At 53.9% G+C, this 21572-nt stretch carries 23 protein-coding genes; 20 read left to right on the top strand and 3 right to left on the bottom strand.

Translation table 11 applies throughout. The features are described from left to right. The first annotated feature begins 13 nt into the window (after window positions 1–13). From thrC to BLW59_RS17605, 3 genes are all read left to right on the top strand, one after another. Window positions 14–1534 (top strand): threonine synthase, encoded by a 1521-nt coding sequence (gene thrC, locus BLW59_RS01160; protein ID WP_074695428.1) that lies wholly within the window; start codon window positions 14–16, stop codon window positions 1532–1534. Between the two features lie 83 nt (window positions 1535–1617). Continuing rightward, window positions 1618–1866, top strand: coding sequence for a Uma2 family endonuclease (locus BLW59_RS01155; protein WP_029544194.1), 249 nt, complete (start codon window positions 1618–1620; stop codon window positions 1864–1866). Between the two features lie 33 nt (window positions 1867–1899). Further along, a complete protein-coding gene (locus tag BLW59_RS17605; RefSeq protein ID WP_175463320.1) occupies window positions 1900–2049 on the top strand; it encodes a hypothetical protein in 150 nt (49 codons plus the stop codon). A gap of 69 nt (window positions 2050–2118) precedes the next feature. Here the strand turns inward: BLW59_RS17605 and BLW59_RS18285 are convergent, their stop codons facing one another. After that, the gene (locus tag BLW59_RS18285) at window positions 2119–2385 is read right to left on the bottom strand and encodes a PIN domain-containing protein (protein ID WP_413778173.1); all 267 of its coding nucleotides are present in this window, start codon (window positions 2383–2385) and stop codon (window positions 2119–2121) included. Window positions 2386–2518: 133 nt separating this feature from the next. Then, window positions 2519–2722 (bottom strand): type II toxin-antitoxin system VapB family antitoxin, encoded by a 204-nt coding sequence (locus tag BLW59_RS01145; protein WP_029544190.1) that lies wholly within the window; start codon window positions 2720–2722, stop codon window positions 2519–2521. A gap of 213 nt (window positions 2723–2935) precedes the next feature. Here BLW59_RS01145 and BLW59_RS17245 point away from each other — a divergent pair, with 213 nt between their 5' ends. The 3 genes from BLW59_RS17245 (at window position 2936) to recG (ending at window position 7150) form a co-directional block, all read left to right on the top strand. Beyond that, a complete protein-coding gene (locus BLW59_RS17245) occupies window positions 2936–3130 on the top strand; it encodes a hypothetical protein (RefSeq protein ID WP_139283492.1) in 195 nt (64 codons plus the stop codon). A gap of 225 nt (window positions 3131–3355) precedes the next feature. Continuing rightward, the gene (gene pckA, locus BLW59_RS01135) at window positions 3356–4972 is read left to right on the top strand and encodes a phosphoenolpyruvate carboxykinase (ATP) (protein WP_029544187.1); all 1617 of its coding nucleotides are present in this window, start codon (window positions 3356–3358) and stop codon (window positions 4970–4972) included. 102 nt (window positions 4973–5074) lie between these two features. Further along, complete coding sequence (recG, locus tag BLW59_RS01130) at window positions 5075–7150, top strand: ATP-dependent DNA helicase RecG (RefSeq protein WP_074695424.1); 2076 nt, start codon at window positions 5075–5077, stop codon at window positions 7148–7150. 431 nt (window positions 7151–7581) lie between these two features. Here the strand turns inward: recG and BLW59_RS01120 are convergent, their stop codons facing one another. After that, entirely contained in the window at window positions 7582–8925 is a 1344-nt protein-coding gene (locus BLW59_RS01120; protein ID WP_074695422.1) for an MFS transporter, read from the bottom strand. Window positions 8926–9107: 182 nt separating this feature from the next. On the opposite strand from BLW59_RS01120, the gene BLW59_RS01115 reads away from it, so the two are divergent. The 14 genes from BLW59_RS01115 to purF all read left to right on the top strand — a co-directional run bounded on the left by BLW59_RS01115 (window position 9108) and on the right by purF (window position 21563). Further along, window positions 9108–9509: a thioesterase family protein gene (locus tag BLW59_RS01115; RefSeq protein ID WP_074695420.1), complete on the top strand. Its 402-nt coding sequence runs from the start codon at window positions 9108–9110 to the stop codon at window positions 9507–9509. Between the two features lie 88 nt (window positions 9510–9597). Beyond that, window positions 9598–10329 carry a YebC/PmpR family DNA-binding transcriptional regulator gene (locus BLW59_RS01110; protein WP_029544178.1) on the top strand — a complete coding sequence of 244 codons (732 nt, stop codon included), beginning with the start codon at window positions 9598–9600 and terminating at the stop codon, window positions 10327–10329. Between the two features lie 67 nt (window positions 10330–10396). Next, window positions 10397–10894 (top strand): crossover junction endodeoxyribonuclease RuvC, encoded by a 498-nt coding sequence (gene ruvC, locus BLW59_RS01105; protein WP_029544176.1) that lies wholly within the window; start codon window positions 10397–10399, stop codon window positions 10892–10894. Window positions 10895–10929: 35 nt separating this feature from the next. After that, complete coding sequence (gene ruvA / locus BLW59_RS01100) at window positions 10930–11526, top strand: Holliday junction branch migration protein RuvA (RefSeq protein ID WP_029544175.1); 597 nt, start codon at window positions 10930–10932, stop codon at window positions 11524–11526. A 29-nt stretch (window positions 11527–11555) separates the two neighbouring features. Then, window positions 11556–12563 carry a Holliday junction branch migration DNA helicase RuvB gene (ruvB, locus tag BLW59_RS01095; RefSeq protein ID WP_029544174.1) on the top strand — a complete coding sequence of 336 codons (1008 nt, stop codon included), beginning with the start codon at window positions 11556–11558 and terminating at the stop codon, window positions 12561–12563. Window positions 12564–12579: 16 nt separating this feature from the next. Then, window positions 12580–13206 (top strand): epoxyqueuosine reductase QueH, encoded by a 627-nt coding sequence (locus tag BLW59_RS01090; protein ID WP_029544173.1) that lies wholly within the window; start codon window positions 12580–12582, stop codon window positions 13204–13206. Next, window positions 13203–14360: a SpoIID/LytB domain-containing protein gene (locus BLW59_RS01085; RefSeq protein ID WP_074695418.1), complete on the top strand. Its 1158-nt coding sequence runs from the start codon at window positions 13203–13205 to the stop codon at window positions 14358–14360. The genes BLW59_RS01090 and BLW59_RS01085 overlap by 4 nt, the downstream gene beginning before the upstream one ends. A gap of 30 nt (window positions 14361–14390) precedes the next feature. Continuing rightward, complete coding sequence (gene queA, locus BLW59_RS01080; protein WP_029544170.1) at window positions 14391–15467, top strand: tRNA preQ1(34) S-adenosylmethionine ribosyltransferase-isomerase QueA; 1077 nt, start codon at window positions 14391–14393, stop codon at window positions 15465–15467. A 62-nt stretch (window positions 15468–15529) separates the two neighbouring features. Further along, window positions 15530–17389 carry an excinuclease ABC subunit UvrC gene (gene uvrC / locus BLW59_RS01075; protein ID WP_074695417.1) on the top strand — a complete coding sequence of 620 codons (1860 nt, stop codon included), beginning with the start codon at window positions 15530–15532 and terminating at the stop codon, window positions 17387–17389. After that, window positions 17373–18236 carry a PHP domain-containing protein gene (locus BLW59_RS01070; RefSeq protein ID WP_318258196.1) on the top strand — a complete coding sequence of 288 codons (864 nt, stop codon included), beginning with the start codon at window positions 17373–17375 and terminating at the stop codon, window positions 18234–18236. The genes uvrC and BLW59_RS01070 overlap by 17 nt, the downstream gene beginning before the upstream one ends. 68 nt (window positions 18237–18304) lie before the next feature. Beyond that, the gene (locus tag BLW59_RS01065) at window positions 18305–18463 is read left to right on the top strand and encodes a rubredoxin (protein WP_029544165.1); all 159 of its coding nucleotides are present in this window, start codon (window positions 18305–18307) and stop codon (window positions 18461–18463) included. Between the two features lie 183 nt (window positions 18464–18646). Further along, a complete protein-coding gene (locus BLW59_RS01060) occupies window positions 18647–19516 on the top strand; it encodes a phosphoribosylaminoimidazolesuccinocarboxamide synthase (protein WP_074695415.1) in 870 nt (289 codons plus the stop codon). A gap of 68 nt (window positions 19517–19584) precedes the next feature. Further along, window positions 19585–20070: a 5-(carboxyamino)imidazole ribonucleotide mutase gene (gene purE / locus BLW59_RS01055; protein WP_029544162.1), complete on the top strand. Its 486-nt coding sequence runs from the start codon at window positions 19585–19587 to the stop codon at window positions 20068–20070. Between the two features lie 53 nt (window positions 20071–20123). Beyond that, complete coding sequence (purF, locus tag BLW59_RS01050; RefSeq protein ID WP_029544160.1) at window positions 20124–21563, top strand: amidophosphoribosyltransferase; 1440 nt, start codon at window positions 20124–20126, stop codon at window positions 21561–21563. Window positions 21564–21572: the final 9 nt, after the last annotated feature.

Here is a 21572-nt window from a genome sequence, read left to right as displayed (position 1 = left end):
CACTGTATCTGATATGATGAAAGAGGCGATTGACTTGAAGTATAGCAGCACCAGAGGCAAGGCAGAGATTTGTGATTCCGCAGAGGCTATCATCAAGGGGCTGGCGGCAGATGGGGGTCTTTTCGTCCCCAAGGCATTCCCGCAGGTCTCCCTGCAGGACATTGAGGCCATGGTGCCGCTTAGCTATGAGGAAAGGGCTGTGAAGGTCCTTTCTCTGTTCCTGACGGATTATACCAAGGAAGAAGTGGCAGGCTGTGTCAGCCGCGCCTATGGCTCTGGCAAGTTCGACACGGAGAGGCGCGCCCCGGTGAATTCCATGGGGGATTTCCATGTGCTGGAGCTCTGGCATGGTCCCACCAGCGCCTTCAAGGACATGGCCCTGCAGCTGCTGCCTCAGCTTTTGAGCACTGCCCTGCCCAAGTGCCAGGTGCAGGACCAGGTGCTGATCCTGGTGGCTACCTCTGGTGATACGGGCAAGGCAGCGCTGGAGGGCTTTGCCGATGTGGAGCAGACCAGGATCATGGTCTTCTATCCCCAGGATGGTGTCAGCCGCATCCAGCAGTTGCAGATGCTCACCCAGCAGGGGGGCAATGTGAAGGTCATGGCTGTGCAGGGCAATTTTGACGATGCCCAGAGCGGGGTCAAGGCTATTTTCAGTGATGAGGAATTTGCCAGGACTTTGGCGGAGAAGGGGGTGCGCCTGTCCTCTGCCAATTCCATCAACTGGGGCCGTCTGGTGCCGCAGATTGTCTACTACTTCAGCGCTTATGCCGACCTGCTGGCAGAGGGTGCCATCAAGGCTGGGGACGAGATTGACTTCACTGTGCCCACGGGTAATTTCGGTGATATCCTGGCAGCCTACTACGCCAAGCGCATGGGCCTGCCGGTGCACAAGCTCATCTGTGCCTCCAATGCCAACAACGTGCTGACAGAGTTCCTGCGCACGGGCATCTACGACAGGCAGCGTGATTTCTTCAAGACCATTACCCCGTCTATGGATATCCTGATCTCCAGCAATCTGGAACGCCTGCTCTATCATGTTACCGAAGACTCTGCCAAGGTGGCAGGCTGGATGAAGGAGCTTGCTGGGCAGGGCAGCTATGAGGTGGACAAGGAAACTCTTAAGGCTATCCAGGAGCTGTTCTGGGCAGACTGGGTCAGCGATACGGAAACCAAGGCAGAGATTGATGCTGTGTACCGCAAGCATAAGTATGTCATGGACACTCATACGGCAGTAGCGGCCAAGGTGGCAGAGAAATACGCCGAAGCCAATCCCAAGGATAAGTGCCCCATGGTGATAGTCTCCACCGCCAGCCCCTACAAATTTAACGGCAGCGTGCTGGAGGCTCTGGGGGCGGAGACTGAGGGGCTGGATGAATTCCAGCTGCTGGACAAGCTCCACGAAGTCAGCGGCCAGGCTATTCCCCAGGGGCTGGCAAAACTCAGGCATGCCGAAGTGCTGCACCAGGGCAGCTGCAGGGCAGGGGAGATGAAGGACACTGTGCTGGAGTTTGCGGCAGGGAAGGTATTCTGACAAATTAAATGGAAAAAGGGCCTCCCTGTGCTAGAATTTAGGCATAGGGAGGCTTTTTCCAATCATTCAAGGGGGCAGGACGTATGGAAGCATTGGCAGATTATCAGAAGTCTGAGCTGATTGACGGAGTGGTGTATGATATGAGCCCTGCCCATACTAAGCACATATTCATACAGGGGAACTTATTCAACATTATCAGTAACTTTCTCAGAGGCAAGCGCTGCAAAGTGATGTTTGGGGCCGAGGTGCGCTTTGATGAAAGGAATAAGTTCATTCCCGACATTGCCATTGTCTGCAAGCCCGAACAGATAAAGAGCAGCTACAACTGGTGAACAGCAACTGGTGAGTTCTGCGGACAAGATAATATGTGCGGCTCCCTCCGGCAGGTATACACCAAACCCGGCAGTTGGTTCGCCCGCCTGGACTACGCCAGACGCATAGGCTCCGACGAGCTCATGTCCAAAGAGGCAGAGAGCAAGGGCAGGATCTGGTTCATGGCGGGGAAGGTGTTCTGACAGAATTTGAAAAAAATAGCCTATATGAGCCAGGATTTAGGCACATGTAGGCTTTTTGTTTGGTTATTGCTAAGACCGTTCTGTCCAAAGAGAAATGGGGAGAACAGTCTTATAATATTCAAAGTCTTTATCAACCGTGTAGATGGCAAACTCATTTTTGACAGCCACGGCGCATATAAGAAAATCCACAGCCGAGCCTTGTATCCCTTTGCGCCTGCAAATATTGGAATATTGGGCGGCCAATTCATAGTCTGAGGTCAGTATAGGAACGTCTGGCAAAAAGGAAAGTCGGTCTTTCAAGTCCATAAACTTAGTTTCATCAGAGATACCAGACAATATTTCCTACCGTATAGGTCCTATGATAACAGCTTGCAGGTCACGGAGCATTTTTGTGAGAGTCTCACATATTGTCGGTGAAGGATTCTTTCTCCTTAAAACCTCCGACCAAATACAGGTATCAACTAAAACCTTAGACATGACGATTCCTTTCTGTTTTGTAATCATAGGTTTCATCAAAATCCACGGTGCCGAAAGCAGCAATGAGATTCTCTGCCTGACGGCGCTGAATAAACTCCTTCAGGGCCAAAGTTATGGTTTCATGCTGAGTTTTTAAGCCGCCAACACGCACGGCTTGATTTAACAGGTTGCTGTCAAGCGCTAAATTTGTTGCCATGCCTAAAACGCTCCTTTCAGGATTTTAGCTTTTCCATGTCTGGAAAACGTCCATTTCTATGGAGTTATTTTACCATAAAATGAAGGTTCAGACAATGGAGAGGCGTTGTCCTCCCTGGGTGATGAAGGAGAGTTGAGTGTGCGGTCCCTTCCGGCAGGTATTTGCTTGCCGGAGGTGGGGCTTGCGGTTTTGCTTGTCTTTGGGGTTGACGTTATGATAGAAATAGCCCGCTCCGGCGACGAAGGCAGCATGACACTCAAAGGCTGGGGCGTAGGCCTAGCCTACACCAAACCGGGCAGCTGGTTCGCCCGCCTGGACTACGCAAGGCGCATCGGCTCTGACGAGCTCATGTCCAGAGAGGCAGAGCGCAGGGGCAGGATCTGGTTCATGGCGGGGAAGGTGTTCTGACAGGATTTAAGCTAAAGGGTCTCGCTGCGTACGAGGCTCTTTATTTTCACATGATATATTCATTGTATTCAGATAAATGGCAACTGCAAGATTTGACCTAAATAATTATTGACATTTATGGAGAAATAAGCTAATATAATAGCCGTGGGCTGAATTGCATGAAAATGTGAAATTTATCTCACAAATAAAGAGTACCTAATATCCAATGAAAGAGGTTGAATGTCAATGGCAAACATCGATCTGAGTCAGTATGGAATCACGGGTGTGAAAGAAATTCTCCACAACCCTTCTTATGAAGTGCTTTTTGAGGAAGAGACCAAAGAGGGCCTCACCGGTTTCGACAAGGGCCAGCTTACTGAGCTTGGCGCAGTAAACGTTATGACCGGCGTCTACACGGGCCGTTCTCCTAAGGACAAGTTCATCGTCATGGACGAGAACTCCAAGGATACCGTTTGGTGGACTTCCGATGAATACAAGAACGACAACCATCCTGCTTCCCAGGAAGCCTGGGCAGCTGTGAAGGAGATTGCCAAGAAAGAGCTCTCCGACAAGAAGCTCTATGTAGTGGATGCTTTCTGCGGTGCCAACAAGGATACCCGCATGGCTGTCCGCTTCATCATGGAAGTGGCTTGGCAGGCTCATTTCGTCACCAACATGTTCATCCAGCCTTCCGCTGAGGAACTGGAGAACTTCAAGCCTGACTTCGTGGTTTACAACGCTTCCAAGGCTAAGGTTGAGAACTACAAGGAACTGGGCCTGAACTCCGAGACTGCTGTGGTGTTCAACATCACCAGCAAGGAGCAGGTCATCATCAACACCTGGTATGGCGGCGAGATGAAGAAGGGCATGTTCTCCATGATGAACTACTTCCTGCCGCTGAAGGGCATTGCTGCTATGCACTGCTCCGCCAACACGGACAAAGAGGGCAAGGATACTGCTATTTTCTTCGGCCTCTCCGGCACCGGCAAGACCACCCTTTCCACCGACCCGAAGCGCCTGCTGATTGGCGACGACGAGCACGGCTGGGATGACGAGGGCGTCTTCAACTTCGAGGGCGGCTGCTATGCCAAGGTCATCAACCTGGACAAAGAGTCTGAGCCGGACATCTACAACGCCATCAAGCGCAACGCTCTCCTGGAGAACGTCACTGTTGACGAGAACGGCAAGATTGATTTCGCTGACAAGAAGGTCACGGAGAATACCCGTGTGTCCTATCCTATCGACCATATCAACGGCATCGTGAAGGGCAAGGTCAACGACCGTAGTGCAGCTCCTGCCGCCAAGAGCGTTATCTTCCTTTCCGCTGATGCTTTCGGCGTGCTGCCCCCGGTTTCCATCCTGACTCCGGAGCAGACTCAGTATTACTTCCTCTCCGGCTTCACTGCCAAGCTGGCAGGCACGGAGCGCGGCATCACTGAGCCCACCCCGACCTTCTCCGCTTGCTTCGGCCAGGCTTTCCTTGAACTCCATCCCACCAAGTACGGCAAGGAACTGGTGAAGAAGATGGAAGCCAACGGCACCAAGGCTTATCTGGTGAACACCGGCTGGAACGGCACCGGCAAGCGCATCTCCATCAAGGATACCCGCGGCATCATCGATGCTATCCACAGCGGCGCTATCAAGAATGCACCCACCAAGAAGATTCCGTACTTCAATCTCGAAGTTCCCACGGAGCTGGAGGGCGTAGATTCCAAGGTTCTCGATCCCCGCGACACTTATGCAGATCCTGCTGAGTGGGAGACGAAGGCCAAGGACCTGGCTGGCCGCTTCATCAAGAACTTCCACAAGTACGAGGGCAACGAGGCAGGCAAGGCTCTGGTGGCTGCTGGCCCGAAGCTCTAAGCTGAATACGACTTTTAGGAAAGAGTCCCAGTCTGGGGCTCTTTTTTTTGTGCGCTTTCTTGGGTATAATATACATAGAACAAAATTACGGAAGTGAAGCCTATGAAATTATCTGATTCTGTGAAATACATCAAGGGCGTGGGGCCCAAGAAGGCAGAAGCCCTGGGCAAGCTGGGCATAAATACTGTCTATGACCTCCTGACCTATTATCCCCGCACCTATGAGGACCAGAGTGTCCTGACTTCCATTGGGAAACTGAAGCCGGGGGTCCAGGCTACGGTGGCGGGGACTATCCTGAACCTGCAGGAAAAGCAGGGAGGCAGGCGGGGCATGAGCATCCTAACTGCCATGGTGGGGGACGGCACAGGTTTCCTTACCGTCACCTGGTTCAATCAGAAATTCCTGAAGAACAAGCTGAAGCCCGGCAAGCGGCTCTTTGTGACGGGCAAGGCCGCCTATGCCTACGGGGGCCGGGGACAGCTGGCCATGAGCCAGGTTCATTCCTTCGAGGTGCTGGAGGGGGAAGAGGACGCTGAGGAAAGGTGCGGGATACTGCCTGTATATCCCTCCACAGAGAAGCTGAACCAGAAGTACTTCCGCAAGATTCTGGGCGAGCTGTTGGAGAAGGATTTGCCGGATTTGCAGCTGCCTGAGCTGATTCCCGCAGGAATACGCAGGCACTATGAGCTGCTGCCCAGAGCAGCAGCGCTGAAGGCTATACATTTTCCCGAGGATTTTGTGCAGCTAAAAGAAGCCAGGAACGCTCTGGCCTTTGAGGAGCTTTACCTGATTCAGTGCGGCCTCATGTTGCTGAAGAAGAAGAATCAGCAGGAGGGGAAGGGCATCAGGCATTTGGTGAACAGCCGCAAGGTGGGAGCTTTGCTGGCAAGCCTGCCCTTCAAGCTGACCCGTGACCAGCACAAGGCCTGGCAGGAAATCTGCAAGGATATGGAAAGCCCCCTGCCCATGCGGCGGCTGGTGCAGGGGGATGTGGGCTCCGGCAAGACCGTGATAGCCATGCTGGCCCTGGTAAAGACGGTGGAAAACGGCTTTCAGGGGGCCATGATGGCCCCCACGGAAATCCTGGCCAGCCAGCATTACGAGAGCTTCAAGGCGCAGCTGGAGCCGTTGGGGCTAAGGGTGGGGTTCCTCTCCGGCAGGCTGACGAAAAAGAAGCGGGAGGAAATGTATGCAGCCCTCTCTGCCGGGGAATACGATATCGTCATCGGCACTCATGCTCTGATACAGGAGGGGGTGGACTTTGCCAGGCTGGGGCTGGTGGTAACGGATGAGCAGCACCGTTTTGGCATCGACCAGCGGGCGGCGCTGGAGAAGAAGGGGAATCTTACCCCTGATGTACTGGTCATGACCGCTACCCCCATCCCCCGCACCATGACCCTGACAGTGTATGGGGATCTGGACGTATCCCTTATCAGGGAATTGCCCCCAGGGCGCCAGCCCATCAGGACCTTCCTGCGGCAGCCGGACAGGCGGGAGCTTATCTATCAGTACGTGCGCACCCAGATAGAAGCCGGCCGGCAGGCCTATGTGGTCTGTCCCCTGATAGAGGGCAGCGAGGACAGTGACCTGCCTTCGGCAGAGGAAGTCTATGATGAGCTGCGCTACGGCATCTTTTACGGCATTCCCTGCGGCCTGGTGCATGGCCGCATGAAGGGGACTGACAAGGAAGCCGTGATGGAGGCGTTCTATGAGAACAAGGTGAAGCTGCTGGTGTCCACTACGGTCATAGAAGTGGGGGTGAATGTGCCCAATGCCAGCATGATGGTCATTGAAAATGCAGACCGCTTCGGCCTGGCCCAGCTGCACCAGCTCAGGGGGCGCATCGGGCGCGGCCAGTACAAGTCTTACTGCATATTGGTGTCCGAGGGCAAGACGGAAAATGCCAGGGAGAGGCTGAAAATCATGGAAAGCACCTCCGATGGCTTCCAACTGGCTGAGGAAGACCTGCGGCTGCGCGGCCCCGGCCAGTTCTTCGGCCACATGCAGCATGGCCTGCCGGACCTCAAGATTGCCGATGTGCTGGGGGATATGGATATCCTGCTGCAAGCCAGGGAAGCAGCAGCCGCTACCCTGGAGAACCGGGAAGATATGGACTTCGTGCTGCCTGTGCTGGCTGCCCAGTACAGGGAACAGTTTGCCAGGATAACAGAACTTTAAGGAATAAATGTTCTAAAAAGCATAGACAAGCGAACATAAGTATGGTAGTATATAAGCAGAACATAGGTACGGAAATATAGACAAAGGAGATATTACTGCTATGGATGCTATACTTATCAGCTTGTTTGTTCTTTCCATTCATGTGGTCTTGAAGTTTGGGTTCAGGCTTTGCCATATAGGCAGGTACTTGCTGGTCAGGAGGCGCAGAACCAGCATGAGCCTCCAGGACAGAGAGGTGGCTTTTCCTTGTTTTGAGGACAGGACGGCACAAAGGGCAAGGCATCAATTTCAATCTTTAAGGGCAGGATGAGCGCAGAGCTGTCATACGCAATAAGCGTGTGGCAGCTTTTTTCTGTTAACATAAAATAATCCCGGCACTTAGACGTGAGCCGGGATTTGGTGAATAGCATTGTTAAGTTGGATTCTGGCTGTCAGTTGTCAAGGACTGTTTCAAGCTCCTCCAGTGACTTCTGCTTGCTCTCATGTCCCAGGGCAATGACTACTGCCGAAATAATGACGAAGACAGAGGCAAACATCAGGAAGATGGTGTTCATGCCGAAGCTGCTGGCAATCATGACGCCTACCAGCATGGGAGCCAGCATGCCCCCGATGCGGCCGAAGCCTGCGGCCCATCCGCTGCCCAGGGCACGCATGGAGGTGGGATACTGCTCCGGGGTGTAGGTGTAGATGACGCCCCAGGCCCCCAGGTTGAAGAAGCTCATGGCTGCGCCCCAGGCGAGAAGAGTCTCAGAGGATGAAGCGTTGCCGAAGAAGAAGCTGCAGACACCGCTCATGAGCAGGAAAAGGGACAGGGTATACTTGCGGCCGATCACGTCCACCAGATAGGCGGCGGCAAAGTAACCGGGGAGCTGTGCCAGAGTCATAATCAGCACATATTCGAAGGTCTTCACCACGGCAAAGCCCTGGGCAAAGACGATGGAGGGCAGCCACATGAAGATGCCATAGTAGCTGAAGACAATGCCGAACCAGGCCAGCCACAGCATCAGCGTCCGCATGCGGAACTGGCGGTTCCAAAGTTTGGTGAAGCGAGGAGTTTCTTCCTTTACCTGGCCTTTTTCCACGGGGGTAAGTTCGCCTTCAAAGGGCTGGCTCACTACAGAGAGCTTCTTCTCCAGGCTGAGGATGATATCCTTGGCTTCTTCTACCCTGTTTTTGGAAAGAAGGTAGCGGACAGACTCAGGCATGTGCAGGCGGATAAGGAAGACGTAGAGAGCGGGGAGGGTGCCGATGACAAAGGCAATCTTCCAGCCGAACATGGGAATCAGCAGATAGGCGATGCAGGCAGCTACCAGCCAGCCCAAAGCCCAGAAGCTTTCCAGCAGCACGATGAAACGTCCCCGCAGGTGGGAGGGAGCGTATTCGCTCATGAGGGTGGCTGCCACCGGCAGTTCGCCTCCCAGGCCGAAGCCCACCAGGAAGCGGAAGAAAAGCAAAGACTCATAGCTCCAGGACAGGGCGCACATGCCGGTGGAAAGGCTGTAGAGCAGCACCGTGATGGAGAAGACTTTCTTGCGGCCGATGCGGTCAGCCAGAGTGCCGGCCAGCACCGCCCCCAGGGCCATGCCGATAAGGCCGATGGAACCAATCCAGCCCATCTGGGCAGGCGTCAGGCTCCAGTCTTTGGCCAGCACCGGCAGCACGAAGGCGATAAGCCCCGTATCCATGGAATCAAAAAGCCAGCCCAGTCCGGTCACTGCCAGCAGCTTGTACTGGAAGGACCCCACCGGGAGCTTTTCCAAGCGTTCAAGAATCATGTACCAAGACCTCTTTCTGTTAATAAGGATAATAATGACATTCCTGCTGTCTTGACACTTAGATAAACAGCATGTTTGCATTGTACTTAGACATAAAAAATTTGTCAAGTCATTTCCCCAGGCGTATACTAAGTTCTGTAAGCATGATATCAGTGACTTGACAGAAAGCGGAGGTGCTTTAGATGGAAATAAAGGAAATCAAGCCGGGGATGAAGCATGAAGTGACAGACAGGGTGACAGAAGATAAAACCGCAGGTGTCATGGGCAGCGGCAGCCTGCCGGTTTATGCTACCCCCGCCATGTCGTGCCTGATGGAAAAGGCAGCAGCAGAGCTGGCTGAGACCTTGCTGCCTGAGGGATATACTTCTGTGGGAGGAGCCATCAATATCCTGCATAAAGCACCTACGCCCCTGCGTGGACGTGTCAGGGCTGAGGCTGTGGTTGAGTCCGTGGAAGGACCCAAAATAACCTATAGGATTGCGGCTTATGATGAAGTCGGACTGATAGGTGAGGGCACACATGAGCGCTTTGCTGTGAATGAAGAAAAGTTCATGAACAAGGCCGCTGCACGCCTTCAGTCCTGAGAGAAAAGGCCGTCTATACATTGACGGAGTGACGGGTAAATGTTAGAATAAAGAAGTTTAGTAATCAAAGAAGGAGCGGTGTTCTTTTATGTCAGGACATTCTAAATGGGCCAACATCAAGCGGAAGAAGGGCGCAAATGACGCTATCCGCGGCAAGATAACCACGAAGATTGGCCGTGAAATCACTATAGCTGTGCGCATGGGCGGCGGGGATCCCACCGGCAATATGCGCCTGAAGTTGGCCCTTTCCAAGGCCAAGGCTAACAATATTCCCAAGGATAACATCAACCGTGCTATCCAGAAGGGCCTGGGCGCTACTGAGGGCAGCAACTACGAGGAGCTCATGTACGAGGGCTACGGTCCTGGCGGCACGGCTGTCATGCTGGATATCCTCACGGATAACCGCAACCGCACGGCTGCAGATGTGCGCCACCTCTTCTCCAAGTACGGCGGCAACCTGGGCCAGGATGGCTGCGTGGCCTGGATGTTCAAGAAGAAGGCTGTGTTCCTGGTTGAGAAGGAAACCTTCGATGACGAAGACGCTCTGATGGAAATTGTCCTCGAGGCCGGTGCTGATGACATGAAGGTCGATGAGGATGTCTTCGAGATTACGGCTGAGCCGGATGCTTTCGATGCTATCGAAGCAGCTCTGGGTGAGAAGGGTATTGAGACGGCTTCTGCAGAAGTCACCATGGTGCCTGACAACACGGTTCATCTGGAAGGCAAGGATGCAGAGAAGATGCAGACTCTCATCGATGCACTGGAAGACAATGATGATATCCAGAACGTCTACAGCAACCATGAGATTGATGAGGACTGATTGTCCCCATAATATTTGAGAAGGGCGGCCAGTTTGGCCGCCTATCTTGCGTATATACGGAGATTTTATGCTAGCATTAGGAATAGACCCGGGCACCGCTATCTGCGGCTACGGCTTTGTGGAGCAGGTGGGCAGCCGCCTGGTGCCCCGTGCCTACGGCGCCATCACCACCAGTCCCAAGATGCCCATGGAGGAAAGGCTCATGAAGCTCTACGATGAGCTGGATGCCCTCATCAAGGAGCACAAGCCTGATGTGATGGGCGTGGAGCAGCTTTTCTTCAACCGCAATATCACCACGGCTATTCCCGTGGGGCAGGCCAGGGGGATAGTGCTGCTGGCGGCGGCCAAGAATGGCCTGCAACTGGTGGAGCGCACTCCCCTGCAGGTGAAACAGTCTGTCACGGGGTATGGCAAGGCTACCAAGGAGCAGGTCATCTACATGGTCACCAAGATCCTGAACCTGCGGGAGCCGCCCCATCCCGATGATACGGCAGATGCCCTGGCCATTGCCATCTGTACCACTCACTGCATGAACAGCATCACCTGGCGGAATAAGCTGGGCTGATCTTCTAGCAGGTATTTCAGCAAAGGATATAGATTATGATTGGTTATTTACGAGGCAAAGTTGCATACCTTATGGCAGACCATGCCTTCCTGGATGTACATGGCGTGGGATATCGGCTCTTTATCTCTGAAGCTACCCGCAGGGAATTGCGGCTGAATGAGGAAGCACAGCTTTTCACTTATTTAAGCGTCAGGGAAGATGCTTTGCAGCTTTATGGCTTTGCTACCCAAAGGGAATACGACACCTTCCAGCTCCTGATTTCCGTTTCAGGCATTGGTCCCAAGGTAGCTCTTGGAATACTGTCCCACATTACACTGGACGGCCTCAGCCGGGCTATCCAGAACAAGCAGCTCACCATTCTTACCAAGCTGCCTGGCATCGGCAAAAAATCAGCAGAAAGGCTGGTGCTGGAGCTGAAGGACAAGCTTTCCTTCACGGGCGACGAAGCAGAGGAACTGCTGCTGGTCAGCGAGGATGAGGTGGCGGATGACAAGGTGGCAGAAGCCCAGGCAGCCCTGATTTCTCTGGGCTATACTCAGGCGGAGATCACTCCGGCCCTGAAACAGGCCGCCAGAGGCAAGGATTCTGCCGAGATCATCAAGCTGGCCCTTAAATTCTTGAGCAGAGCCTAAGGAGGGGAACAGTGGAAGATTTCAATGATATGAGCCTGGAGGACAGCCGCATCGTCTCCATGGGGGAGCAGATGGCAGACGACTGGCAGTACAGCCTGCGCCCTCGGAAGCTCAGTGAATACATAGGCCAGGACAAGGCCAAGAACAATCTGGATATTTTCATCAGGGCAGCCCTGAACCGCGGGGATGCCCTGGACCATGTGCTGCTCTATGGCCCCCCGGGACTGGGCAAGACTACCCTGGCCGGCATCATCGCCAATGAGCTGGGGGTCAATTTCCGCCAGACCTCCGGTCCCGCCATCGAGAAGCAGGGTGACCTGGCAGCGCTGCTTACCAATCTGCAGGAACGAGATGTGCTTTTTATCGATGAGATCCACAGGCTTTCCCGCAGTGTGGAAGAGGTGTTGTACTCCGCCATGGAGGACTATGCCCTGGATATCATCATCGGCAAGGGGCCAAGTGCCCGCTCTATCCGGCTGGATATTGCCCCCTTCACCCTGATAGGGGCTACCACCAAGGCAGGAGCCCTGGCACCTCCTCTCCGGGACCGCTTCGGTGTCATTTCCCGTTTGGAATACTATACGCCGGATTCACTGGTGCATATTGTGAAGCGGGCCGCTGAGATTTTGGAGATTCCCATCGAGGACCAGGGGGCGCTGGAAATAGCCCGCCGTTCCCGCGGCACCCCCCGCATTGCCAACCGCCTGCTGAAGCGGGTCCGTGATGTGGCGCAGATAGAGGGGCAGGGCATCATCACCGATGAGATTGCGGACAAGGCCCTGCGCATGCTGGAAGTGGATGAGGTGGGACTTGACCACACAGACAGGCGCATGCTGAATACCATGATCAGGAAATTCGCTGGCGGTCCTGTGGGTCTGGATACCCTGGCTGCTGCCATCAGCGAGACTACGGATACCATCGAAGACGTATACGAGCCCTTCCTTATACAACTGGGTTTTATCAACCGTACACCCAGGGGGCGTGTAGTCACCCGGGCAGGGTATGAACATTTGGGGATTCCCTATCCCACAGATTAAAGATTGAGGTGAGACGATGAGGCTTCTCCTGCATATGTGCTGCGGTCCCTGTTCCTGCTATCCCGTGAAGAAGCTGCGGGAAGAGGGCATTGAGCCCGTAGGCTATTTCTTCAACCCCAATATCCACCCCTACAAAGAGTGGGAAATGCGCTTGAAGGCCGCCAAAGAGTTTGCGGAAAAAGTGCAGCTGGAAATCCATACAGACGAGGAATACCGCCTGCGTGACTTCCTGAAAAGGGCGCTGATAGCGGAAACGGAGCCCAACGGGCGCTGTACCATGTGCTACACCTGGCGTCTGGAGCAGGCTGCCAAATTTGCCGCAGAGCAGGGCTTTGAAGCCTTTACCTCCACGCTTTTTTACAGCATTTACCAGCAGCATGACCTCATGCGCCGCACAGCAGAGCATTTTGCCGATGTCTACGGCGTGAAATTCTATTATGAGGATTTCCGTCCCGGCTGGCAGGAGGGCATTGACATCAGCCAGGAACTGGAGCTTTACCGCCAGCCCTACTGCGGCTGCATTTTTTCTGAAGAAGAGAGATATTCCAAGGCTATCCGCAAGGCACGGAAAAAGGAAAACAAGGCCAAAAAACGTGCCCGGCTGGAAGCCGCTGCTGCTTTGGGAGAAGGAGGAGCCTTATGAAAAAAAATGTTCTTGCTTTAGCCTGCCTGTTTTCCTGTTTTGCCTTGACGCCTGCAGAGGCGGCCTGGCAGCCGCAGCTTTCCATTGGCCTGACAGATGGTCAGGAGGCCCTTACCCTCAAGCTGCCCTGCAAGAGCCAGATTTTTGAGGGGAATGCGAAAAAACCAGCTTTGACCTTGCCCGCAGGAAGCCAGCTTTCCATTACCCATGGCGGCAGCCATTTTTCAGTCAATGGCAAAAAACTGAAGAATAACGGGGAAGGGCTTTTCATCAAAGCTGCACCTGATGTGAAAGATTATGTTTTCACTTTAAGCCAAAAAGATTACAGAGGAACGGCCAAAATCATGGTCAGGCACGGCAAGCTGGCCCTCATCAATGTGGTGGATACGGAAGATTATCTGAAGGGGGTAGTTCCCGAGGAAATGCCCCCTGACTGGCCTGTCGAGGCTTTGAAAGCCCAGGCAATAGCGGCTCGCACCTATGCTTTGGAAAATCGCAAGCGCCATGAGGGGGAGGGCTTTGACCTCTGCGCCAATACCCACTGCCAGCAGTATCTGGGCCGGAAGTCGGAAAAGGCGGCTGCCGATAAGGCCATTGAAGCTACGGCAGGGGAAGTGCTGACTTATCAGGGCCAGCTCATTGATGCTCTTTTCCATACTGATTCCGGCGGCATGACGGAAAACAGCGAAGATGTCTGGGGCAGCAAACTGCCCTATCTCCGGGCAGTGGAGGAGAAGGAGAAGTATACCAAGCCCTGGAAGAATACCTTCACAGCTGAGCGTGTGGCTTCCCTGGCTGGCAAGAGCAGCCATAAGGACATAGGCGACTTGAAGAGAATAGAGCTGTCCAGCCTCAAGATAGGCCAGAGCAGCAAGGAACGTACGGTCTCCGGCAGGGTAAAGCAGGTGGTCTTCGTGGGCAGCAAGGGCAGGGCCGCAGTCAGCGGCAATGACCTGCGCAGCCTGCTGGGGCTGCGCAGCACCATGTTCGATATGAAGATGAGCCACAAGCAGGTCACGGTGGAAGGATATGGCTGGGGCCACGGCCTGGGACTTTCCCAGTGGGGAGCAAAGAAATGGGCAGAAGCGGGAAAGGGTTATCGGGATATACTGAAGCATTACTATCAGCATACGGCGCTGAAAAAACTATACTGACTTGATTCACGGAAAAGAAGGATTTTAAGCATGTTATTATCAGATTTTGACTACGACCTGCCAGAAGAGCGCATTGCCCAGACTCCCATAGAGCCGCGCAATGCCTCCCGGCTCATGGTACTGAACCCTCAGGATAAATCTATCCAGCATAAGCATTTCTACGACCTCAAGGAATTTTTGGTGCCCGGTGATACCCTTATCTTCAATGACACCCGCGTGCTGCCCGCCCGCCTGATTGGCCATCGTGCCCAGACTGGGGGCAAGGTGGAGGTCTTCCTGCTGCGCCGCATAGATGCCACCCATTGGGAAACTCTGGTGAAGCCCGGCAAGAAGGCCCGCCCCGGCAACGAGATTGAATTCAGTGAGGAACTTTCCTGCGTGGTTACTGACCATACGGACTTCGGCGGCCGCATTGTGGAATTCAAGTTTGACGGCATTTTTGAAGAGATCCTTGACAGGCTGGGAGAGACTCCTCTGCCGCCCTATATCCATGAGAAGCTGGAGGATAAGGAACGCTACCAGACGGTTTACAATCGTGAGGAGGGTTCCGCTGCCGCTCCCACGGCGGGCCTGCACTTCACCAAGGAACAGATGCAGGAACTGAAGGACATGGGCATCAACCTGGGCTTTGTGACCCTTCATGTAGGCTTGGGCACTTTCCGTCCCGTCAGCACGGAAAAAATCGAAGAACATGAGATGCACAAGGAATATTATTCCATTCCCCAGGAGACAGCAGACCTGATCAAGCAGACCAAGGAAGCTGGGCACCGTGTCATCGCCGTGGGCACTACTTCTATCCGCACCCTGGAATCTGCCGCCACGGCCAAAAATGAGATTGCAGGCAAGAGCGGCTGGACCCAGATTTTCATCTATCCCGGCTATGACTTCAAGATCGTAGACGCTATCATCACCAATTTCCACCTGCCCAAGTCCACTTTGATTATGCTGATAAGTGCTTTTGCGAACCGCAAATTTATTTTGGAGGCCTACAAGACGGCAGTGGAAGATAAATACCGGTTCTTCTCTTTTGGTGATGCAATGTTCATATCCGGACCTCAGACTGAAGCAGATCGGGAAAGAGACGTTGCAGAACTAAGGGAAAAGTAAGCTGTTTTGCCCTTGCCTTGCACGTATTTGCTGTTCGTGCCTATGTACTGGAGTAACAGAAAATGACTGAAATAGTGGAAGAAAAACTGAAGCTTTTGCCGGACAGCCCCGGGGTCTACCTTATGAAGAACGAACAGGGCAGGATTATCTATGTAGGCAAGGCCGTGGTGCTGAAGAACAGGGTACGGCAGTATTTCCAGAGCAATAAGAACCACTCTCCCAAGGTGCGGGCCATGGTATCCCATATTGCGGATTTTGAGACCATCATGACTGGCACTGAGGTGGAGGCCCTGATCCTGGAATGCAACCTCATCAAGAAGCACCGCCCCCATTACAATATCAGCCTCAAGGATGACAAAAGCTATCCCTATGTGAAGGTCACGGTGCAGGAGGAGTTTCCCCGTGTTTTCATCACCCGCCGGCTGACCAGGGATGGCTCACGCTATTTCGGTCCCTATACCAATGCCATGGCAGTGAAGGACAGCTTGAAGCTTTTGCGCCGGCTGTTTCCCCTGCGTACCTGCAAGCACCTGCAGGACAGGCCCTGCCTGGAATTCCACATCAAGCGCTGCCTGGCTCCCTGTGTGGGCAAAGTCTCCGAAGAAGACTATCAGGTTATGATCAAGGCGGTGCTGCTGTTTTTGGAAGGCCGCACGGATGAGGTGGAAAAGGAACTCACTTTCCGCATGGAAAAGGCAGCAGAGGATTATAATTTTGAACTGGCTGCCAGGGTGCGCGACCAGCTGCTGGCTGTGCAGAAGGTGGCGGAAAAGCAGAATATCATCACGGGGGCGGGGGACCAGGATGCCATCGGACTGGCCCGCTCTGAAATGGGTGTCTGCGTGGAGATTTTCTTCATACGCAGCGGCAAGATGATAGGCCGGGAGCATTTCCTGCTGGGAGGCAGCGAGGAAGAAAAGGATGAAGATATACTGCTGGCTTTCATGCAGCAGTATTATCATAGAGCTGCCTTCGTGCCGCGGGAGATACTGCTTCCTTTGGAGATTCCTGCTGAGGAGCAGCTGCTGCTGGAAGAATGGCTGACGGAGAAGAAGGGCAAGGCCCAGGTGCATCTTATCCGTCCCCAGCGCGGCACCAAGCGGGACATCGTCTCCATGGCCGCCAGCAATGCCGAGAAATACCTGCAGGACGAGGCAGCCAAGCTCAAGCAGGCCAATGAGCAGACCATGGGAGCGGTGCGGGAACTGGGGCAGTACCTGGGATTGTCGAAGCTGCCCAACCGCATGGAATGTTTCGATATTTCCCATATACAGGGCTCCGAAACTGTGGCTTCCATGGTGGTCTTCGAAGGCGGGCTGCCCAAAAAGGAGGACTACCGCCGCTTCAAGATCCAGAGCACCGAAGGCAAGCCTGATGACTTCCTTTCCATGAGGGAGGTCACCACCCGCCGTTATGTGGGGCTGCCAGAGGAAGAACTGCCGGATCTTATCGTCATTGACGGCGGCAAGGGACAGCTTTCCTCTGCTTTGGAAATCATCAGGCAGCAGGCAGGGCATCTGCAGGTGCCGGTGGTAGGTCTGGCCAAGCAGTTTGAACTGGTATTCAGGGAAGGTGAGAGCGAACCCGTGGTGCTGCCGCGGCACAGCCAGGCACTCTACCTTATCCAGCGCATCCGTGATGAAGCTCACCGCTTTGCCATCACTTATCACAGGAAACTTCGAGGCAAGCGCAATATGGTGTCTGTGCTGGACCATATCGTAGGCATCGGCCCCAAGCGCAGGCAGGCCCTTTGGGCTCATTTCGGCAGTTTGGCAAAAATCAAGGCGGCGGGAGTGGAGGAACTGGCCTCTGCTCCCGGCATGAACAGGCCTGCAGCAGAGGCCGTGCATAATTTTTTCCTCATGCAGCAGAAGCTGATAGAGGGCAAGGGAAAGGACAATCAAGTTGGAGAAGATAATTGACCTGCATGTGCATTCCTATATTTCAGATGGCAGCTACAGCCCCGCAGGGCTGGCTGAGCTGGCAAAAGAGCGGGGGGTGGCGGCCTTTGCCCTGACGGACCACGACAGCATGCTGGGGTGCCAGGAGGCGGCTGAGGCTGCTGCTTCCTGCGGTGTGGGCTTTATCAACGGCATGGAGCTCAGCGCTGATTTTGAGAGCCATAAGGTGCATATCGTGTGCCTGGGCTTTGACCCTGAGCACCCTTCCTTCCGAAAACTCTATCAGAAAGTGCGCGGCATCAAGGAAGCCAGGATTCCTGAGATGATAGATTTTGTCCGGGATAAGGGCATTGACATTTCCCTGGAGAAAGTGCGTCCCTTTGCCAGAGGCAATGTGGACAGGTATGCCCTCATGCGCTTCATGGTATCTCTGCACATGTATGAAAGGGCCCAGCCCATCTGGGACAATTTCCTTGACCCTGCTGCCAGGGAACTGGGGATAAATGTCAATATCACTGCTGAGGAAGCCCTGCCTTTGCTTCACGAAGCAGGGGCAGTTACGTCCCTGGCACATTTTCACAAGGCCATCGGCCTCAAGGGGCTTGACCGCCACGAGCAGGAGCAGGCTATCCTGCGCCTGCATGAGATGGGGCTGGACGGCATGGAGCGTTTTTATCCCAACTACACCGCCGAGGACGAGGCTTTTGCCGCCTATATGATAGACAAGTACAGCCTGCTGCCCACCGGCGGCACGGACTTCCATGGCACGAACCGCCCCGGCATTGAACTGGGAACGGGGATTGAGGGCAGGATGCAGGTGCCTTATAGTTATTTTGAGCAGATAACTGCCCTGACCAGGCAGGAATAAGACCTCTCTATGAAGAAGATACCAATTAAAGAAAGTCTGTTGATGGTATCTGAATAGGAGGGCCTGTTATGAAGGTATGGGTTTGCTCAGTATGCGGCTGGATTTACGATGAGGCAAAGGGAGATGCGGATTACGACCTGGCTCCCGGCGTGAAGTTCGAGGATTTGCCGGAGGATTTTGTCTGCCCCTTGTGCGGCGTAGGCAAGGATCAGTTTGAAGAACAGTAGGAATATCATGATTTTCTGGGGACGCCTGAGGGCGTCCTTTTTTGCTGTAAAGTTTTATTTGTCAGACGATTTTTGAATGCAAGGACATATGTCCCTTTTTGTTGACAGAGAATGGATTTGCATATATTATGGGAGAGTAGCCAAGTTAATCACTCATTAGAGAAGGGGAGACGATCTAAGCTCATGAAAGAGTACAAACCGTTCAAATCCGGCAAGGTCCGCGAAATCTATGACCTGGATGACAGCCTGGTACTGGTGGCCACTGACCGCATTTCGGCCTTTGACCATATCCTTGAGAACGATATTACGGACAAGGGCGCTATCCTCACCCAGATGTCCAGGTTCTGGTTTGATTTCACCAGCGATATCCTGCCGAACCATGTGCTTTCCACGGACACGGCAGACCTGCCGGAGTTCTTCCAGAAAGATGAGTTCCAGGGACGCACCACCAAGTGCCGGAAACTCAAGATGATTCCCATGGAATGCATTGTGCGTGGCTACATCACCGGCAGCGGCTGGGAAAGCTATCAGGAAAACGGCACTGTCTGCGGTATCAAGCTGCCTGCCGGTCTCAAAGAGTCCCAGCAGCTTCCTGAGCCCATTTTCACCCCCAGCACCAAGGCTGAGCTGGGTGACCATGACGAGAACGTAACCCTGGAGCAGGGCGCAGCCTGTGTAGAGAAAGTCTTCCCCGGCCATGGTCAGGAATATGTGGAGAAAATCCGCGACTACACCATTGCCATCTACAAGAAGTGCGCCGAGTACGCCAAGTCCAAGGGCATCATCATCGCTGATACAAAGTTTGAGTTCGGCGTGGACGAGGAGGGCAACATCGTCATTGGTGACGAGATGCTGACTCCCGACAGCTCCCGTTTCTGGCCTCTTGAAGGCTATGAAGCAGGCCATGGACAGCCTTCCTATGACAAGCAGTTCGTTCGTGACTGGCTGAAGGCTAATCCTGACAAGGGCTATAAGCTTCCCCAGGACATCATTGACAAAACTATTGCCAAGTACAAGGAAGCCTATAAGATGCTGACTGGCAAGGATTTCTGAGAGAATGACTGTGGGACCGGGGCTCCCGGTCCTGCGGTATGTGCATATATTGAAGGAGGCGGAGCGAAGTGAAGACAGCTATTCTGATGGGCAGTGATTCCGACTGGCCAATCCTGAAGCCTGCAGTAGAGGTTCTGAAGCAGTTTGGCATTGAGCCCGTGGTGGAAGTAGCATCTGCCCACCGCACCCCGGACAAGGTCCGCAATTTCGTCACCAAGGCTGTCGAGGACGGCGTAGGTGTGTTCATTGTGGCGGCAGGAGCGGCTGCCCATCTGGCCGGAGTGGTGGCAAGCTATACCACCAGGCCTGTTATTGGTGTGCCCATCAATGCTACTCCCCTGAACGGCATGGATGCCCTGCTTTCCACTGTGCAGATGCCCTCTGGCGTGCCGGTAGCGACTATGGCAGTTAATGGCGCCAAGAATGCAGCTATCCTGGCAGTGGAGATTTTTTCTGTGGCTGATGCCGCCCTCCAGCAGAAGCTGGCTGATTATCGCGAGGAAATGGTACAAGGTGTAGAGAAGAAGGCAGCCCGTGTAGCTGCACAGCTTTAAGCTGCGCGCTGGCGGACTGTTTTTGTATTATTTGAAAGAGAGAACTGTAGAACATGTATGAAAATGACTGCGCATTAAAACCCCAGTGGCATGAGGAATGCGGTGTCTACGGCGTTTATTCACGCACAGAAGACGTATCTACCATGACCTATCTTGGTCTGTATGCCCTGCAGCACCGCGGCCAGGAAAGTGCCGGCATTGCCATTACGGATGGTGCCTGGATGGATGTTTCCCGTGGCATGGGCCTGGTGAACGAAGTTTTCCGCCATCAGGTTCCCCACATGGAGAATCAGACCATTGCCATTGGCCATGTCCGTTATTCCACCACGGGCTCCAGCCTGCTGGCCAACACCCAGCCTTTGCTGGTGAATTACGCCAGAGGCAAGATTGCCCTGGCTCATAACGGCAACCTGACCAATGCTGCTGCTATCCGGGCTGATCTGGAGGAGCAGGGCACCATTTTTCAGACTTCCATTGATTCCGAGGTCTTTGTGAATCTCATTGCCCGCTCCCGTCAGGAGACCATTGAGGAAAAGATCATCGAGAGCCTCAAGCAGATCAAGGGGGCTTACTGCCTTACTATCATGACGGAATCTAAGCTCATCGGGGCTCGTGACCCTCAGGGTTTCCGTCCCCTTTGCCTGGGCAAGACCGAGGAAGGCAGTTATATCCTCTCTTCCGAGAGCTGCGGCCTGGACGTGGTGGGGGCGGAGTTTATCCGCGATATCCTGCCCGGAGAGATGGTGGTAATCGATGATGAAGGGGTGAAATCATTCCCCTTTGCCACCGAGGAAAAGAAAGCGTCCTGCGTTTTTGAATACATCTACTTTGCCCGTCCTGATTCTGTCATTGACGGCCAGAGCGTACACGAAGCCCGTTTCATGATGGGCAGGCAGCTGGCCAGGGAGTCCGGTTTCAAGGGAGATGTTGTCATCTCCGTGCCCGATTCCGGCACCACGGCTGCCACGGGCTTTGCCTACGAGTCAGGCATTCCCTTCATGGAAGGGCTCATCAAGAACCGCTATATCGGCCGTACCTTTATCCAGCCTACCCAGAAGAAGCGCGATACGGCAGTGAAGCTGAAGCTCAACGCCATCAGCGCTGCTGTGAAGGGCAAGTCCGTCATCATGGTGGACGACAGCATCGTGCGCGGCACCACCAGCGGCAAAATCGTGAAAATGCTGAAGGATGCGGGAGCAAAAGAAGTGCACATGTGCGTTTCCAGTCCTCCCATTGGTTATCCCTGCTACTATGGCATAGATACTTCCATTCGCAAGGAACTCATCGCTGCCACCAAGAGCGTGGAGGAGATCCGCCAGTTCATCGGCGCCGATTCCCTGCATTTCCTCTCCCTGGAGGGCTTGAAGAAGTGCATGATGGATGTGCATCCTGAGGATATGTGCTATGCCTGCTTCAACAAGGCTTATCCCATTGAAGATGGGGAAAAGCCCGCTGGCAACAGCAAATATGTCTTTGAGCACCCCAAGTGCTGAGGACGACGA

It is taken from the genome of Selenomonas sp. KH1T6, from assembly GCF_900108415.1.
Classification (GTDB): Bacteria; Bacillota; Negativicutes; order Selenomonadales; family Selenomonadaceae; genus Selenomonas_B; species Selenomonas_B ruminantium_A.
The sequence above is the reverse complement of the archived record's forward strand: the minus strand, read 5'-3'. Positions and strand labels throughout refer to the sequence as shown.